Consider the following 17,168-nt stretch of genomic DNA (forward strand, 5'->3'; position numbering starts at 1 on the left):
TCAGGAATTCGCCGGGTCAACGCGGGGTTTTCCGTATATTTACCTGACGTACTGCCCATCATTACTCCGTGGAAAACCAGTTCCTCACTCTTTTCGCATCGACTGAAGCCGAAGAAGTCACCTTCTTTGCTGATTTAATTCTGCCTATTCCGGTCCCAAGGTTATTCACGTATCGGGTACCGCGCGGTATGGCCGAGATTCTTAAAATTGGCGCTCGGGTAATTGTGCCCTTCGGCAAAAACAATGGTCGTGTCCTGACAGCCATTGTCGCCCGATTGCACAATTCTCCTCCTACAGCCTATCAGGCGCGATACATTAGCGAAGTACTGGATGAATACCCACTGGTTACAGGTTATCAACTGGAGTTGTTCCGATGGATGGCTGAATACTATATGTGCTGCATTGGCGACGTCATGAACGTTGCCCTTCCGTCAGGCCTAAAAATTTCGAGCCAGTCGAAAGTGCAGTTTAATCCCGATTTCGATTACCCCGAACTATTGACCGAATTTGAAGAAACGGTATTAGCCGAACTCAAAAAACACCCGGCCCTGTCGTATGAAGAATTAGGTCGGCTGGCGGGCGCAGGTTCCAACGTACCGGCGTTGATTAAGTCGCTGGTGGGTAAGAAAGCGATCATTGTCTTCGAGGAAGTAAAGGAAAAATACATTCCGAAAATGGTGCGGAAGATTCGCCTGCACCGTACCTACGAAGAGCGAGAGCAGTTATTGGTTCTGTTACAGCGGCTCGAAAAACTGCCTAAACAGCAGGAAGTCGTGATGCGGTATCTCCGGCACGTACCGATGCAGCGCAGTCCGGAACTAAACCAGAAAGGCCTGGACAAAACCATTCTGAATCAGGATGACGAGCTTTCGCAATCTTCCCTGTCGACGCTCATCAAGAATCAGGTATTCGAGACGTTTGAAGTAATCCAGCCTCGTTTTTCGGATAATCTGGCTCCGCAGGGTGAAATTCGACTTACCGATGCGCAACGAGTAGCCTCACAGCAGGTTATGACGCAGTTTGAGCGACAGAACATTGTGCTGTTTCATGGGATTACGGGTAGTGGTAAAACGGAGGTGTATATCGACCTGATTCAGCAGGCCCTCGGCAGCGGTTCTCAGGTTTTATATCTGCTGCCGGAAATTGCCCTGACGACTCAGATTGTAGTACGTCTGCAACGCGTATTTGGCGATAAGATGGGGATTTACCATTCGAAGTTTTCGGATAACGAGCGCGTCGAAGTCTGGAAAGGTGTCGTCTCCGGGCAATATCAGTTTGTGGTGGGTGTTCGGTCATCGGTATTTCTCCCATTCGATAATTTGGGGCTGATTATCGTGGACGAAGAGCATGAAACAAGCTATAAACAACACGATCCGGCTCCTCGCTACCACGCCCGCGACGTAGCGATCATGCTGGCGCACTGGCAGCAGGCCAAGGTATTGCTCGGATCAGCCACGCCCTCACTCGAAACGTATTATCAGGCCAAACAAGGCCGCTATGGATTGGTAGAGTTGTTTCAGCGATTCGGCAATGCTACGTTGCCCAATATCATGCTGGTGAACACTCAGCAGGAAAAGCGACAGAAAACAATGAAAAGTGAATTTTCGTCGGCTCTGCTTGGTGCGCTGGAAATGAATATTGAGCGGAAGGAACAAAGCATTTTGTTTCAGAATCGGCGAGGCTATTCGCCTTACATGCAATGCGAAGATTGTGACTGGACAGCTGAGTGTAATAACTGCGCGGTGAGTCTAACGTATCACCAGCGGGATGCCGAATTGCGCTGCCATTATTGCGGCCATAAAGACCCGGTCCCTCGTATCTGCCCGACCTGTGGTTCTACGAAGGTCAAAACGATTGGCTTTGGGACCGAAAAACTCGAAGACCAACTTCAGATTTTCTTTCCGCAGTCGAGGGTGCTACGTATGGATCTGGATACGACCCGTGCCAAAAATGCTTATCAGCAAATCATTCAGGAATTTGAAGGCGGACAGGTCGATATTCTGGTGGGCACGCAAATGATTACGAAAGGGCTGGACTTCGATAACGTCAGCCTCGTCGGAATTTTCGATGCTGACCGGCTTATTCATTTTCCCGATTTCCGGGCAACGGAGCGCGCTTTTCAGATGATTACGCAGGTCAGCGGGCGGGCAGGACGGCGGGCAGGCAAGCAAGGCACTGTGCTGATTCAAACCAATAATCCGCAGCAACCGATTCTACAGAAAGTCATCGAAAACGATTACAAAGGGCTTTATGAAGAAGAGATTCAGGAACGACAGAATTTCAGCTACCCTCCGTTCGTTCGACTCATTAAGCTAACCGTTCGTCATGCCGATAAAACCATCAGCTACCGGGCCGCCGAACGTCTTTCTGCTGAACTAACGGATGCGTTAGGTAGTAGCCGCGTACTGGGCCCGGAAGAACCTTTAGTCGAACGGATCAGAAACCAGTTCCTGTTCGATATTCTGATCAAGATTGAGCGCGATAAAGTGAATGTAAAGGCCGTAAAAACGCACATTCAGGACCGTATCAACGACATTCTGACCGACAAAGGATTACGACAGGTAAGCATCGTGGCCGATGTAGATTGTTTATAAAAATAAGTTGAACGGACATTTTTCCTGTGAAGAATGTCCGTTCAAACCATACTACGCTGTACTTTAGTCATTGAATAGGCGGCAATCGCAGAAATACTCCTACAGATGCATCTGATGCTTGCAGTTCAGATAAAATAGAGTAGCTGTTGTTGCAGTAAATATGATTCCATAAATCCTGAGAATCTTTCCAGGGTTTGGAATCACTTTTATTGCACGAGGATAATGCCATAACATTACCGTGAACATTACCAGAAGATAATAAAGCAATCCAGATAGTCCCGACATGTTTTTAGCCAAGCAAAGTGAACAATATGGCCTTGAACATCCATTTTTTGCGTCAAATAAAGTTCAGGTACCTGAAGACGATTTTGGCAGGGAAAACCTGACGGGTAAATTGAAACGACAGGCAACGGCTTTCCCCTGCTGCTTACCGGGTATCCAATCAGGCATACTTTTGATAAGACGTACCGCTTCAGCGTCTAACGCCAGGCTGACACTTCTTAATACCTGGACACTATGGATAACTCCTTGTTCACTAACAATAAACGTAACGATCACCATGCCTTCCTGATTGGCTTTTTGAGCAGCCTCGGGATAACGCAGGTTTTTTTTGATGTAATCATTCAGTTCTCTTAGGCCACCCGGATATTGAGGAGTTTCCTCCAGCACTCTATATACTGGACGGTTTGGGGTTGACATGGTGTCCAGTTGATTTTGTTGGGCATGGAGCGGAATCCAAAGAACACTAAACAGTAGCAGACTATACAAGAAAGTGGTCATTACTATAAATTTTTCGGACTAGAGATTTATCAGATAGAACTCATAACATTGAGGCTGTTCAAAATTTCCCAATTTTTGAAAACTGACTGTTTTCAAACAGTTTTTCAGGAAATTATAAACAGTTGGCCTGTAACATTAGCTATCAGGCTTTTCGGATACTAAGAATTTTACTATCGCGTCTGAGTTTAGAACAGAGGAGATGACATTTTATTCGTACAAAACTCTACAGGTTTTCGAGGACCTTAAACGATTCTTCAAGATCATCGGAAACACAGTTACTGTTAAGGCATAGGTAGCTTCCCTAAGAGCGGTGTTTTGCCAAATTACTTTACTGACTATTTCTATCTGCCTGAAGCACTACGAGCTTTTTCGTAGGCATCCACCCTGGCTTTCACTTTCGGTAAAAAATAAACGTGATCATACAATTGTATAACTAGGAATGCAGTGACAATCGCAAGAATTACCATAGCCATGCCTCGATGACGCTTTTTCAATTCTTCCATCGTTTCCTGACGTGGAACGAGTTGGTAAATTACCGCCCAGACGATAGTCAGTGCCAGTAAGCCATACTGAACCAAATCTTTTTCCTCGTTACTTGTCTCCGCTGGTAAAACATGATTGCTAATCATAATCAGAAAGGCCAGTACCCAAAACACATATTTTGAAGCCCGCTTATTTTGAGCTAACCAAACTATCTTTTTCATTACGCAAGTTATTTTTTTAATTATTTGGTTGAGGTATTCCTGTTCGCACCTCCGTAGTGCATATATCGAAGTCCTGATAAGCACTTTCTTTGCAAAAATAATTTTCAACTATGGATTCTATAATCAGCGTTAATGCAGCGGGTACAGCTTCACCCATGGCCGCTGCAGCGGCCATCTTAGTCGCAAAGCTTCTAAAACATCTTTCAAGTGCGATATTAAGGCTTTGGCTACATTTTCCCATAGCGGTCATAGTTGGATCACCTTGATAACCGATGCCGACACCGCCACCACCATCATTAAGAGCTTCGCAATATGTCTCGCCTGTATATCGACATCCGTCTGAATTACACCAGTACCAGTCTATACACATCTGTAAACCATTCGTCTGCGGACCGCCGTTTCCGGGTTCCAACTGTAACCCATCAACGCCACCCGCAGCCAGACGTGCGGAGCCTATGGTATCTGAAGGTGATATTTCTTTACTAACCGCTTTGGTCCGATGCAAAGCAAATTTAATCCAGTTGTCAGGATTTTCCGAATTGCCCACACAAACGATGGATGGGTCTCTATCACCCAGCACGGTGACATACCCGTCCTGAGTCACGCGATAGCCTGCTTCCAGGGTTTGGTCTCCTTTGCGGGCAACCTTGTTCAGACGTGTAATAGATCTGCTAACTGGCTGCCCGGCGGTGTCGAAAGCTACAATCCCAATAAATGCTCTTGATTTTGACTGCTTTTTGACCAGATTTACCACACCGGGTGTAATTGCCAGGGTCGACGCAAAGACCGTTGACCCGGCAGGTATTGATTCACTCAGCGATGACGTTTTCTCCTTTCTGGTTTCCAGAGCGCCGACGACAAAACCAGGCGTGACTACTTTCGCTATAGACGTCCAAAACTGACGTCCGCGTTGGGTTTTGCCAAGTATGGTAGTCGATATACTGACAGAATCACCCGCCTGTACTGGAATACGCCTGATTAATACTTGATCAGGTTGATACCGTTGAGTGGTTTGCATCCGGCCTGAACCAGACGCTGTGGCTTCTGAAAACCGATCAGTCGTCATAAGAGAATCGCCCCCCGGAGTCTGCGCCACGACGGCCAGTGCAGACACCCACAAACTCAGGCTTATCATCACGGTGTGTACTTTTTTTCGCATAGTCTTAATTTTTGTACCCTTTAATCAAATTACCGTGACAAATATCTTCTGCACATGTCTAATCTTGCAGTAACTATCAGAACCAAATAGTTACTGCTGGTTAACGAAATGAAACTTGGCGAAAAAATTAGAGTACTGAGAACGGTGAAGGGCTACTCGCAGGAGGTAATGGCGGAATTACTAAAACTATCCGTTACCGGGTACGGTAAAATCGAACGCGGTGAAACCGAGGTAACTGTAGCACGTATCGGTCAAATTGCCATTATTCTGGATCTAAAGGTAGAAGACATTCTACAGTTCAATGGTACTGATATCCTACCAAAACAGCCTCCTTTCTCCGCCAACAACTCGAACCAAATCAACAACAGCTACTTACTATTGAGGAGATCCTGTCCATTTGTAAAGCCATCTATGAGAGCCGTCTTAGTCTACTTGAACGTGACGTTAGGGAACTGAGGCAGATTCTTTCCGAGAAAACGAACCTGACGGACTAACCTAATTAGTACAGTAAGTCCGATTAAAGCCACATGCAGGACGGTATCAACGACATGCTAACCGGACAAAGGACTGCAACAGGTAAGCATCGTGGCCGATGTAGATTATTTGTGAGTAGGATTATGGACAGGGTACCACGTTCTCGGCAAACCACGCCCGGCATTCCTCTAAACTCGACTGGCCGGAAGCAACTTTGAGAATGAAAGCGGTTAATACGTCATCCTTAATGGATACGTTTATATCAAAACCATTCAGATTTAGAAAAACCAATCCAGCACCTAAACCAGTCCGTTTGTTGCCGTCGGTAAAAATATGGTTGCAGATGATGTTGTAGCAATAAACGGCTGCTTTATCAGCTACAATCGGATATAATGATTCACCAAACATTTCAGCCTGCACTGCCTCAACCAAATAATCAAGATTTTCTTCGTGCAGGAAGTTATGTGGAGGTGTAAAATTGCCGCCATGCGCCCTAATTCCACCTAATCAGTTGCACTTTAGTCAAATAATGGTAAACCATCAGGCCAAGGCTTTAAACGTAGCATCAAACCGGCGGAAGTTACGTTGAATCAGTTTTTCAAACGTATTCTCTGACTGGATTGATTCTTCGTTTAAAATTTCCTTAAATAAAAGTCTGAAGGTTTCAGGTTCTTCGCGAATCAGTTCACGAAGGGCTTCTTTTACAAGACTTTTGTCAATAAATAAGTCCATAATCTTGTCCATTTAATACCTGCGCAAAGGTAATGAGTCTGTGTTTACTATGCTGCAGGATCGCTACCCTTCAGGCCTGTGTAGTAACACAAAAATCCTAAATCTATTCACATGACGAGTTCAGCTACTTAGACAGTTGCCTGACTCATGGTAAAATTTATGTAAAGACCACGGTTTATTAGACCATCCGGTTATTTTTGCATTGGCTAAAGGCAAATTTTGCCCAATTTTTTCCGTCCCTTCATGTCTAAGAAAACCAAGATCGTTGCCACTATCGGCCCGGCTTCCGAAACGAAAGAACAATTGCTGGCATTAGCCCGAGCCGGTGTGAATGTATTCCGGCTCAATTTCTCACACGGTACGCACGAAGACCATCTGATGCGTCTTAACCGCATTCGTGAAATCAATGAGGAATTTAATCTAAACCTTTGCGTATTACAGGACTTACAAGGCCCCAAAATACGTATTGGCAACGTTGAAAATAAAGACGGTGTCATGATTGTTCCTGGTCAGGAGCTGGTCTTTACCAACGATGATATTATCGGTACGTCCCAACGCGTCAGTACGCCTTATAAAGACATGTACAGAGACGTACACCCCGGTGAGCGTATTTTGATGGACGATGGGAAATTAGAAGTCCGCGTGCTTCGTAAGGAAGGGACTGACGTCGTCACCGAAGTGGTTTATGGCGGGTCTATGAAGTCAAAAAAAGGCGTAAACCTGCCAAATACCAAAGTGTCGATGCCCGCCGTGACGGAAAAAGACTGGGCCGACCTGGAATTTGGCCTCGAACACGATGCAGAATGGATTGCCCTCTCGTTCGTCCGGGAAGCCTCTGAAATCATTGAAATTAAAGATTATATCAAATCGAAGGGCAAGAAAAGCCGCGTCATTGCTAAAATCGAAAAGCCAGAAGCGATCCAGAATATTGATTCGATCATTGCAGCAACCGATGGATTGATGGTGGCGCGGGGCGACCTCGGCGTCGAACTTCCTGCAGAGGAAGTTCCGATGATTCAGAAGATGCTGGTAGAAAAGTGTAACAAAGCGGCTAAGCCGGTCATTGTGGCTACGCAGATGCTCGAAAGTATGATCGACGCCCCTCGCCCAACCCGCGCTGAAATTAATGATATTGCCAATTCTGTTATGGATGGTGCCGATGCTGTAATGCTCAGCGCCGAAACAGCATCGGGTAAGTATCCAATTCTGGCCGTTGAAAGCATGGCAAACACCATTCGGCAGGTTGAGACGACTACCGACAAAATTTATTATCGGTATCACGCTCATGTTAACGAAGAGCCAACTCAGAATGTGATTAATGATAACGTAGTGATGAGTGCCTGTCGACTGGCTCGTGATACGAAAGCAAAAGCGATTATTGGTATTACAAACTCGGGTTATACAGCCGTACGGATATCGCATCACCGCCCCAAAGCTGATCTACTGGTTTTCTCAAATGATGCTCAGCTACGTAACACGCTTGGTCTATATTGGGGCGTTCAGGTAATGCCTTACGAACCCGATTTAAGCTTGACGGTCGATCAAACGGTAGAAGGAATCAAGCAAACCCTCATCAGTCAGGGTAAGCTGGCTTCCGGCGATATTTTTATCAATACGCTTAGTATGCCCTTAACACAGGCTCGTCGAACAAATACAGTGAAATTAAGTACGGTAGATTAACCCGCCTGTTCGTTAATTGACTCGGTCTAAATACGAAAAAGCCGCGAACCAAAGGTTTCGCGGCTTTTCTGTTCTCACTGAAAATGAAGATGTTTAAGTTCTTTACTACCAGTATGATATAGTAACTGTATTAAGCTTTTTGTGTTTTCTACTCTTTGTCAGCCTTAGGTTCTTCGATGGCCGATGCTTCCGCCACTTCTGGTTCGTCAGCTTTTACTTCTTCAGCCACTTTCTCAAACACTTCGGGAGCAAACTGACGTAGGATGCCGTACCAGATAATGAGTTTCTTGATATCAGTCGTCCGGACACGTTCCCGATCATACGTTGGAACAACTGACGCCATAAAATCAGCGAGCTGATCGTTCGAACCTTTGGGATCAACGGTCAGCTGATCACCATATTTTTCGTTAATCGCGGTTAATACATTGCCCAGTGGTATAGATTGTTCCTCGCTGTTGTCATCGACGTAAATTGAAATGTCATTCAGAACCGAGACACGGGCTGTTGGACCCATCATGGTTTTGGCTTTTTTATCGTCTAACGACTCGACAATAACGCCCGCCCGACCAGGTTTTAAAATTCGGTAAAGGCCGCTATAACCAGCGACATTGGCAATCTGTTTTAATGCTTCCATAGAGTGATTATGTAAATAGGTAACGTGTGTTTTGTTGAGTGTATTGCCCTTTTAATGAATCAAAGAGTGAAACAATGAAGCGTATACCGTTATTTCCTGTTTTTCCAGTCTTTCACCTGTTCATTTTTTCGCTCGTTAAAATAGTCCTCATTTAAGGGTCGGATAAACGCCAGAATATCTTCCCGGCCAACGGCTGTAACCGCCGACGTGACAAAGAATTGAGGAGCTTCCTCCCAGGATTCGAGTAGTTTAGCCCGGTAGGTTTCGAGCGCTGCCTGTAATTTTACCGAGCTTAGTTTTTCTGTTTTTGTAAAAACGATCACAAATGGCAGCCCTCGTTCGCCTAAGTTGGTCATGAAATCAAGATCAAGCTTTTGCGGTTCGATGCGCGAATCGACCAGTACAAAAATACACAGCAAGTTTGGGCGACTGGTCAGATAGCCATCAATAAGGGCGGCAAATTTTTCCCGTTCGGTCTTGCTGACCTGCGCATAGCCGTAGCCTGGCAAATCGACCAAATACCATTCATTATCGATAATAAAATGGTTAATCAACTGCGTCTTACCTGGTTTTCCCGAAATCTTGGCCAGCGCAGAACGGCCCGTCAGCATATTTATCAACGATGATTTACCGACATTCGAGCGACCGATGAACGCATATTCAGGGCGATCAGGTTTTGGGCATTTGTCCGGATCGGAATTGCTGACGAAAAATTCGGCTTGCTTGACAGGCATCGTAGTAACTGGTATAAAATGGTCGCAAAGTTCGGAAAGATTAAGCAGAATGGCACATAAATACTTATTTGCGATTTTCCGCTACGTCGACTAATTTGCCTAAACAATGCATAGTTTGGAAACGAAAAACGCCTGTCATTACGTTATAATCCCGAAACCATAAAGACTACCGGTATTCCGGTTCAATCATGAAAAAAGTATTCTGGCTGCTCACGATGCTCCTTGTTGGATTTAGCTCCGTATCAAATTATGCTGCTCTCTCCGAACCGGCAGCTCGCAATACCGGTGGTGTTAAGCCCGCATCTACTGATAAGAAAGCCGATGGTATTCAATTTACAGAGGTTTCCTGGCGGGAAATTCTGAAGAAGGCGAAAGCAGAAAAGAAAATAATTTTTCTGGATGCTTATGCGAGTTGGTGCGGCCCCTGCAAAATGCTTCAGAAACAAGTTTTCACGCAAAAAGAGGTTGGTGATTTCTACAACAGCAAGTTTATTAACGTAAAAATGGATATGGAAAAAGGTGAAGGTCCGGCTTTATCGCAGGTTTATCCGCTCGAAGCTTATCCAACCCTGTTATTCATCGATGGTAATGGACGGGTACTGAAAAAATTCATCGGCGCTCCCAAAGCTGAAGAATTAATCGCCATCGGCAAAAGCGTGAAAAGCCAAATTCTATAGTTTAAAATCAGACGATTGTATCGTTATAGGATTCAATACATATTGTAGGGTCGGTTTTTGCCGACCCTTTTTTATGGCCTTTAAGAAATGTATTCTCACAGTTGATGCTTAGTTAATTACCGTCGTGCTGCCTCTAGTGTCTGTCGAATTTGACGGGCCATTGCCCTACTAATCGTTTTACGTTGAAATCGTGTTATGAAATCAACTCTTTCTTCCGTTCGATACGGTACTTTATGCAACTGGCTCGCCAGACTTTCTACGTCACCAGGGGTAAATAAGATACTATTCCTAAGATTTTCACGCACAAATGAAGCCGCGAACCCTGTCACTCCCGCCAGAATAGGTTTATTGGTAGCCCCGTAATCAAATAGTTTGGAAGGCAATACGTGTTTACAGACGCCCAGTTTACTCAGATGCACAAATAAGTAATCCGCTTTCTGGTATTCAACTATCAATTCCTGTCGACCAACTGGCTTTCGCAGGTCAACGTTTCTTATAGTATTATCCCGAATGGCCTTCTCCAGTTTAGAACGAGCATTACCTTCGCCTATAACGACGAAGTGATAACGGTCGCCCAACCGCTGAGCGGCCTGTGGTATAATTTTGTGGAGTGCCTGTCCGTCGCCGATGTTACCAGCGTAAAGAATAATTTTGACCTCACTTTGCTCCTTCATTTTTTGAGACGGCGGAGTTTGCTCACTAGTCAAAAATATATCATCGACCCCATTCGTGAAATAGCTATACGTAGCTTGAGGATAGGCTTTAAAATAAAACTGAAAGCCTTCCGAAACTAGATTGATATGCGTGGCCGAGCGAAATGTAAAGGATTCAACGAAGCGTACTATGGGATTCAGAGCCAGTTGAATAAAGGGGTTTTTATGCAGATCCAAAAGGCCCTTCCGGAATAAATCACGAATATCCAGAAAAAGAGGAGCCCGCATAGAATGCGCTAACGTTGCACCAAGAGAAGCCGTAAAAAGTTTGGAAGAGGAGGCAAAAACCAGGTCATAGGCTTTGCCCTCACTACGTTCATACGTTGCTCGGATGTATGTAAAAAAAGCACGTATCTGAGCAAACTTCCTACCCGAATGCGCTGGCAAAGCTACTCGATCAATCGTAATCCGGCAGTTGTCCTGCAGCTTTTCCTCCCGTTCTTGTGCCCAGGGTCTGTAGGATTGATACCGATTCGGCTGCGTTGTGATTACGTGAACATGACTTCCCTCGGGCAACTGCTGGCACAATTCATTCACTAAAGCAGTATTTCGGAAAGAGCCGGGGCTAAGGTCGGGCTCAAAGTAAAAGGTCAGGTAAAGTATGTTCATGTAGTGAGGTTATGGTGGTTTTTAAGGAATCGGTGAAGAAGACTTCAAGGCACTGCCCCGACCATAGCTGATTAAACCCTTCAGCCATCTTATATCTTGTGACGGATAAAGCGGGTTTAGTTACTGATTTAAACGTCAGTTCAATAGAACCAGCCATCACAATATTATTAACAACTTTCAAGGTGACATTCGGATGAAAATGAAACCGGGCTACTGCAGGCTGCTTCGATAGCCTTTTACTGTTTACGTCCAGCAATTGGTCAACAACAGTCAGTTTAGCGGGTTCAATGGACCAACTTCGTTGATGAATGACACCTAGTTGCTGATACCCATCGTGCCGGGCTGTCAGTGTTCTTTCGGTGTTCTGCACAAGGATCACTTGCGCCCGGCGCCCTACGCGAAAACCAGCCCATACTTCGGATGAATTTATGCTGGCAATTTCGATAGTATTGTGCGCTGCTGTACTACGTTCCCTGGCCCGCCGTTGGCCGATCTGATACGTTGACGTACCACTATCCACAAGTACAGGCTGGTTATCCACATGCAGTATAAACGAAAACGTATCGGCATGCGCATGACCCGGCTGATGATTGGGACCAACTGCACCAACATCAACGAAAAGCTCGTATCGATTTTGACGAAACATACGATAGCCGCTACAGCCAGCGCCTTGTTCTTCGTTGGCAGGCTGTTTGGTAGCCAGAAAATTCATCCGGTCCGCTTTTATACGAAGTTGTGCGCTTGTTGGGGCAACCCTAAAAGCAGCATCGTTCACCATAGGCACGTCACCATTTCGGAAGGTAATGGTAGTGAGCCAGTTGAGCATCAAATCCGCTTTTCGGGTCATGAAAGGAATTAACCACAATTCGGTATGCCATGTATCGTGCTGTAGAGAAAACAGAACGGTTAGCAATCGGTCAAGTAAGATCTGATGATACATTGGGCTACGCTCATCATGACATCCATCTGCCAGAATCTGCGTAGTGAGTTCAGTACAGATCAGTTTTATCGCTTTGGCAAACCATGGTTTATGCTGGAAATACAACGATCCAATGAGTAAGGCAAAACCATTTTCCAGCAAATGATTCCCCGCCAGATGGTATTCCAGGCGACGGCTAAGCAGTTGCGTTTGTGCAAACAAATGAGCGTTTATCGGATCGTCCTGGATTCGATGGCGACTCAGAAATTGTATCCAATTGATGATACGTAACGATGTCGGATACGGCTCCAGTGACTCTTGCAACGAGTTTGTTTGTCCCATAAATGCATGAATCAATTGCAAACCATCAGTAGGCGTTACGTTGGGCTGATTCAGAAAATCGAAGTAGTTGAGATTATACGTCCATAGCTTTCCTTTTTCGGCGTAATTCCAATCAATCTCGCTTTCAAAGTCGACACGCTGGTTTAAAAATGTGAATGCCTGACCTTCCCAACTTATGGGTTTATCAGCCTCAGGAACCACTAGAAAATAGGTTATCGGAGTAGCTTTTTGAAAACGAAGCTTAGGTTGTCGACGACATCTATTCCAGATCTGGTAAATAATCTGCCTTGGCTTTAGATGCCGTACGGTTCGCCAGAAGAGGTCCACTTTATCGATCATTTCTCTGAACGTAAAGACGGCCGATGCACCATGCCGACACCCGCTACGTCGACCCAGCACTTTTCACGCAAACTTCGTAAAGCGGCCAGCGTGGTTTGCGTTGTATTCACAATATCAGCGAATGGAATGAGGGTCTGTGTCAAGATGTTGCTATGGTTCGATTGGGTATGTAGTTGCTCAATCAATCCTTTCATCTGCTCAGTATGACCTTTATTCTGGCGACCTGACATCTGCGAAAAGCCTTTGAATCCATAAGCCGTCAATTGCCGGAAATTGTCCAATACCAGCGTCCGATCCTGTGCATACACTTCTATACGCTCTTTCGAATATGCCTTGCTGCCGTTGCTAAAGTAATTTATTACACCCGTTGAGCCATTCTTGTAACGTAGTAGTAAGGAAGCCGAATCACTCGTTTCAGAGGCCTGATTACCCATTGCGTTCATACACACACTCGTTACCAGGCTTCCGGTCAGAAACGTAATTAAGTCAATAAAATGGCAAGCTTCACCCACGATACGTCCACCCCCAATTGCTCGATCCTGTACCCATGAGTTAGCCGGAATGAAGCCCGCGTTGACCGTTACCACTACGTTCATGGGTATTCGTTCATTAGTCGGTGATGAACGGCTTAAAAGCATTTTCATTTTCTGGCTATACGGCGAAAACCGTCGGTTGAAACCAACCATCACAAAGCGTTCTGCTGTCTGTTGTGCTTCGATAATAGGGAGTAAATCCTGTTCATAGATTGCTAGAGGTTTCTCGACAAATACATGTTTGCCCGCTTTTAATGCTTCGATGGTCAGTTGAGCATGGCTATTATGGCGTGTTGTGATGACGCACAGGTCAATATCCGGGTCGTTAAGAATCTGCCGATAATCAGAGGTGCTTTGTGCAATCCCATGTTTTCTTGCCAGCAACGTAGCGTTCAGTCCGCCCGCGCTGGCAATAGTTTTGAGGTTCGCACCCGAAGCCTTTAGTGCAGGGAGTAAGATAGAACTCGTAAAATTTCCAGCTCCAATGATACCAACTGTGCTGCCACAGGCTGTATACTGATAATCACGTAGGTAAATTATCGGTGAATGATTTACCCGTTCCGGATATGTAAGCAATGAGGCTATTCGCTTCGGCGATTGCATATTGCCATAAAGTTGGTTGTATTCGGCAAGCGGGACCTTCTCCGTAATAAACGGCGTTACGTTCAACTGACCACTGGCTAGTAGTTGAAGAATTGTCTGAAAATTTCGGTTTTCTGTCCAGCGAACATACGCCAGTGGATAGTCTTGGCCCTGCTGTTCGTAAGCCTCGTCGTACCGTCCGGGACCATAGGAGCACGACACTTGGAAAGTTAACTCTTTCTCATAAAAATCGGCCCGATTCAAGTTAAGCCCAACCACACCGACCAGTACGATACGTCCCCGTTTGCGACACATGCGGGCCGCCTGCGTTATGATCTCATCATTTTTCGCTGACGCTGTGATGATTATGCCATCGGCCCCAACCTGATTTGTGAGTGATAAGACAGCTTTAACTGAGTCAGTATTGGCTAATGGATTTAGCGTTATAATGCCCTGCTGATCGGCTAACTGACATTTCGTCTCATCAATATCCATGCCGATGACCCGACATCCATTCAGACGTAACAGTTGAGCCGTCAGCAGACCGATTAAGCCTAGACCGAACACAACAACGGTTTCTCCCAACGTCGGATTCAGTAATCGAATCCCTTGTAAACCAATGGCACTAATAACTGTAAAAGCCGCTTCATCGTCACTAACTTTATCAGGAATTGGCGAAACCAAGTTGCGCGGCACGCATACTACCTCGGCATGAGGCCCGTTTGACGCGACCCGATCACCAACACGTAGGTCTGTTACGCCTTCACCCACAGCCAATACCGCACCGACGTTACAGTAACCGAGTGGCAGCGGTTGATCGAGTTTACGGAAAACGGCTTCCAGCGTCGGCAGCAGCCCATCCGATTGAATCTTCTCCAGTACTTGCTTTACTTTATCAGGCTGCTGACGAGCCTTGGCGATCAGGCTGGCTCGCCCAAATTCAACCAGCATCCGTTCCGTACCCAACGATACCAGCGACCGACGCGTCTGAATCAGTACGTGTCCCCAGCGCACTTGCGAAGTCGGTACATCTTCGAGTCGTGTTTCGCCGGTTTTAAGGTTTTGGATTAGTTGTTTCATTGTTTGCTGTCTGTATTCCTGGGCTGTACCAATCGACCACTGGCGGTTACGCCTTTTTGATACGTATCGGTGTGTTGTGCATTATTTCTGCGATTCTTCCGGCAGTTTGTCCATCCCACAAAGGTGGAACAGAACCCATTTTAGCACGACCTTCCAGAATTTCAGTCAGCTTCTGTCGTACTGTTTCGGGATTCAGATCAGCCAGCAGATGATTTGTGCCAAGCTCAACCGTTACGGGCCGTTCGGTGGAGTTGCGAAAGGTCAGGCACGGAACGTTTAAATAGGTTGTTTCTTCCTGGATACCACCCGAATCGGTGATGATCGCCGTCGCGTGTTCCATCAGGTTCAGGAATTCCAGATAGCCCTGTGGTTCCAGCAATCGCACGTTCGGAATTGCCATCAATCGCATCATCAGACCATTCCGCAGCAAACTAGCTTTTGTGCGTGGGTGCAGCGAGAACAAGACCGTTTTCCGACAAGCTGTTTCTTCCACGATTTTGAGAATGCGGTTCAAGCCTTCTTCGCTGTCCACATTACTCGGCCGGTGCATAGTCATCAATACGTAACTGCCCGAAATTAATCCCATCGCACCAACCGTATCAAGCTCATTCGCTTTCTGCCGATACTGCGCTAACGTGTCAATCATTACGTTGCCGACGAAATGAACTCGCCCGTCGGAAATTCCTTCACGACGAAGATTATGGAGTCCTGCCGGTTCAGTTACGAAAAGCAGCTCGGCAAGGGCATCTGTTATGGTTCGGTTTCGTTCTTCCGGCATTTGCCGATCACCAGACCGTAACCCTGCTTCAACGTGAGCAATACATACACCCGCCTGCGAAGCCGCTAATGCGCAAGCCAACGTACTAGTGACATCACCAACGACAAGAATCCAATCAGGTTGTTCAGTCAACAGGACCTGTTCAAATTTGAGCAGAATATCAGCCGTCTGACGGGTTGGCGTCTCCGGGCAAACGTTGAGTTGATAATCAGGCTGAGGCAGATCGAGCTGGTGGAAGAAAATATCGCTCAGTTGTGTATCGTAATGCTGACCGGTGTGTACAATTTTTGACTCGATAGCCGGATAGGTGCGGAACGCTTTATGCAAGGGAGCAACTTTAATGAAATTAGGCCGGGCACCAACAATGTTCAGGATTTTCATACACTTATACTTACTGAGTCTTAGCCACTTCTTCCCCGCTTCCGACATACCACGACAAACAGATTGTTGACGTATTGATCAGTTAAAAACGGTTTCAAAATTCTTGAGATCGGATCGTGGTTCGAGAAATAAACCCTTTCCAGTACGTCGAATCCGCTAGCCGTCAATTGCTGCCTAAACCGTATTTCCGTCGAACGATTTCGAAGATGAGCAACGTAACGTGGTCGTTTGATCAATCGAAAAAGTATACGTTCAACTCGTCTATATATACTTGTTTCGTTGGGAATAGAGACGATAAAAAGACCGCTTGGTCTCAGCAGATCATTAACTTGTCGGATTATTTCCTCCGCATCAGCTATGTACTCTAACAGACTTGACATGAGGACGATATCCTGGTTGTGGTACGGAACTGAATCGATTAAGGGCAGGGATTGTCTTACATAGTGTACATTAGCCGACGTTTTCTTGCTATTGCAGAGATGGATCATGGCGGCTGATCCATCAATGCCAATCACCTGACAACCTTTCGTACCGAGGTAATTACTAAAAATGCCGGACCCACAACCGAGGTCGATAACCTGATCTGTAGGTTTTACATACCGCCTGAACAGATCCGTCCAAACCTTGAACCGCTCCCGAAACGCTGCGGATGATTCATATTTCTGATCAAAATCAGCAGCGATGTCGTCATGAAAATCAATGGCCTGATTACTACTCATTTGTC

Annotated in this window: 16 protein-coding genes; 4 read left to right on the forward strand and 12 right to left on the reverse strand. The window is 45.9% G+C overall.

The features are described from left to right. Positions 1–68 precede the first annotated feature (68 nt). Positions 69–2,594 carry a replication restart helicase PriA gene (gene priA / locus IC230_RS00535; protein ID WP_191037009.1) on the forward strand — a complete coding sequence of 842 codons (2,526 nt, stop codon included), beginning with the start codon at positions 69–71 and terminating at the stop codon, positions 2,592–2,594. Between the two features lie 348 nt (positions 2,595–2,942). Here the strand turns inward: priA and IC230_RS00540 are convergent, their stop codons facing one another. The 3 genes from IC230_RS00540 to IC230_RS00550 form a co-directional block, all read right to left on the reverse strand. Then, a complete protein-coding gene (locus IC230_RS00540) occupies positions 2,943–3,374 on the reverse strand; it encodes an energy transducer TonB (protein WP_191037010.1) in 432 nt (143 codons plus the stop codon). 341 nt (positions 3,375–3,715) lie between these two features. Then, positions 3,716–4,078 (reverse strand): hypothetical protein, encoded by a 363-nt coding sequence (locus IC230_RS00545; RefSeq protein WP_191037011.1) that lies wholly within the window; start codon positions 4,076–4,078, stop codon positions 3,716–3,718. 16 nt (positions 4,079–4,094) lie between these two features. Beyond that, positions 4,095–5,237: a hypothetical protein gene (locus IC230_RS00550; RefSeq protein WP_191037012.1), complete on the reverse strand. Its 1,143-nt coding sequence runs from the start codon at positions 5,235–5,237 to the stop codon at positions 4,095–4,097. A 108-nt stretch (positions 5,238–5,345) separates the two neighbouring features. On the opposite strand from IC230_RS00550, the gene IC230_RS00555 reads away from it, so the two are divergent. After that, on the forward strand, positions 5,346–5,693 hold the full coding sequence (locus tag IC230_RS00555; RefSeq protein WP_191037013.1) for a helix-turn-helix domain-containing protein: 348 nt from the start codon (positions 5,346–5,348) through the stop codon (positions 5,691–5,693). 159 nt (positions 5,694–5,852) lie between these two features. Here IC230_RS00555 and IC230_RS00560 read toward each other — a convergent pair whose 3' ends face one another. Continuing rightward, positions 5,853–6,209 carry a type II toxin-antitoxin system death-on-curing family toxin gene (locus IC230_RS00560; protein WP_317171762.1) on the reverse strand — a complete coding sequence of 119 codons (357 nt, stop codon included), beginning with the start codon at positions 6,207–6,209 and terminating at the stop codon, positions 5,853–5,855. A gap of 42 nt (positions 6,210–6,251) precedes the next feature. Beyond that, on the reverse strand, positions 6,252–6,443 hold the full coding sequence (locus IC230_RS00565) for a hypothetical protein (RefSeq protein WP_191037015.1): 192 nt from the start codon (positions 6,441–6,443) through the stop codon (positions 6,252–6,254). 243 nt (positions 6,444–6,686) lie between these two features. Between IC230_RS00565 and pyk the strand changes: the two genes are divergently transcribed. Beyond that, positions 6,687–8,123: a pyruvate kinase gene (pyk, locus tag IC230_RS00570; protein ID WP_191037016.1), complete on the forward strand. Its 1,437-nt coding sequence runs from the start codon at positions 6,687–6,689 to the stop codon at positions 8,121–8,123. Positions 8,124–8,271: 148 nt separating this feature from the next. On the opposite strand, the gene IC230_RS00575 is transcribed toward pyk, so the two are convergent. Both IC230_RS00575 and yihA read right to left on the reverse strand, forming a co-directional pair. After that, the gene (locus IC230_RS00575) at positions 8,272–8,757 is read right to left on the reverse strand and encodes a DUF5606 family protein (RefSeq protein ID WP_191037017.1); all 486 of its coding nucleotides are present in this window, start codon (positions 8,755–8,757) and stop codon (positions 8,272–8,274) included. 89 nt (positions 8,758–8,846) lie between these two features. Further along, positions 8,847–9,491 carry a ribosome biogenesis GTP-binding protein YihA/YsxC gene (gene yihA / locus IC230_RS00580; protein ID WP_191037018.1) on the reverse strand — a complete coding sequence of 215 codons (645 nt, stop codon included), beginning with the start codon at positions 9,489–9,491 and terminating at the stop codon, positions 8,847–8,849. Positions 9,492–9,679: 188 nt separating this feature from the next. On the opposite strand from yihA, the gene IC230_RS00585 reads away from it, so the two are divergent. Beyond that, entirely contained in the window at positions 9,680–10,168 is a 489-nt protein-coding gene (locus IC230_RS00585) for a thioredoxin family protein (protein ID WP_191037019.1), read from the forward strand. Positions 10,169–10,284: 116 nt separating this feature from the next. Here the strand turns inward: IC230_RS00585 and IC230_RS00590 are convergent, their stop codons facing one another. The 5 genes from IC230_RS00590 to IC230_RS00610 form a co-directional block, all read right to left on the reverse strand. After that, the gene (locus IC230_RS00590) at positions 10,285–11,490 is read right to left on the reverse strand and encodes a glycosyltransferase family 4 protein (protein WP_191037020.1); all 1,206 of its coding nucleotides are present in this window, start codon (positions 11,488–11,490) and stop codon (positions 10,285–10,287) included. Beyond that, the gene (locus IC230_RS00595; protein WP_317171729.1) at positions 11,459–12,952 is read right to left on the reverse strand and encodes an alginate lyase family protein; all 1,494 of its coding nucleotides are present in this window, start codon (positions 12,950–12,952) and stop codon (positions 11,459–11,461) included. Before IC230_RS00595 ends, IC230_RS00590 begins: the two co-directional genes overlap by 32 nt. Before the next feature lie 134 nt (positions 12,953–13,086). After that, positions 13,087–15,285: a bi-domain-containing oxidoreductase gene (locus tag IC230_RS00600; RefSeq protein ID WP_191037022.1), complete on the reverse strand. Its 2,199-nt coding sequence runs from the start codon at positions 15,283–15,285 to the stop codon at positions 13,087–13,089. Positions 15,286–15,331: 46 nt separating this feature from the next. Then, positions 15,332–16,444 (reverse strand): non-hydrolyzing UDP-N-acetylglucosamine 2-epimerase, encoded by a 1,113-nt coding sequence (wecB, locus tag IC230_RS00605; protein ID WP_191037023.1) that lies wholly within the window; start codon positions 16,442–16,444, stop codon positions 15,332–15,334. Positions 16,445–16,464: 20 nt separating this feature from the next. Further along, positions 16,465–17,163: a class I SAM-dependent methyltransferase gene (locus IC230_RS00610; RefSeq protein ID WP_191037024.1), complete on the reverse strand. Its 699-nt coding sequence runs from the start codon at positions 17,161–17,163 to the stop codon at positions 16,465–16,467. Positions 17,164–17,168: the final 5 nt, after the last annotated feature.

It is taken from the genome of Spirosoma validum (assembly GCF_014699035.1).
Classification (GTDB): Bacteria; Bacteroidota; Bacteroidia; order Cytophagales; family Spirosomataceae; genus Spirosoma; species Spirosoma validum.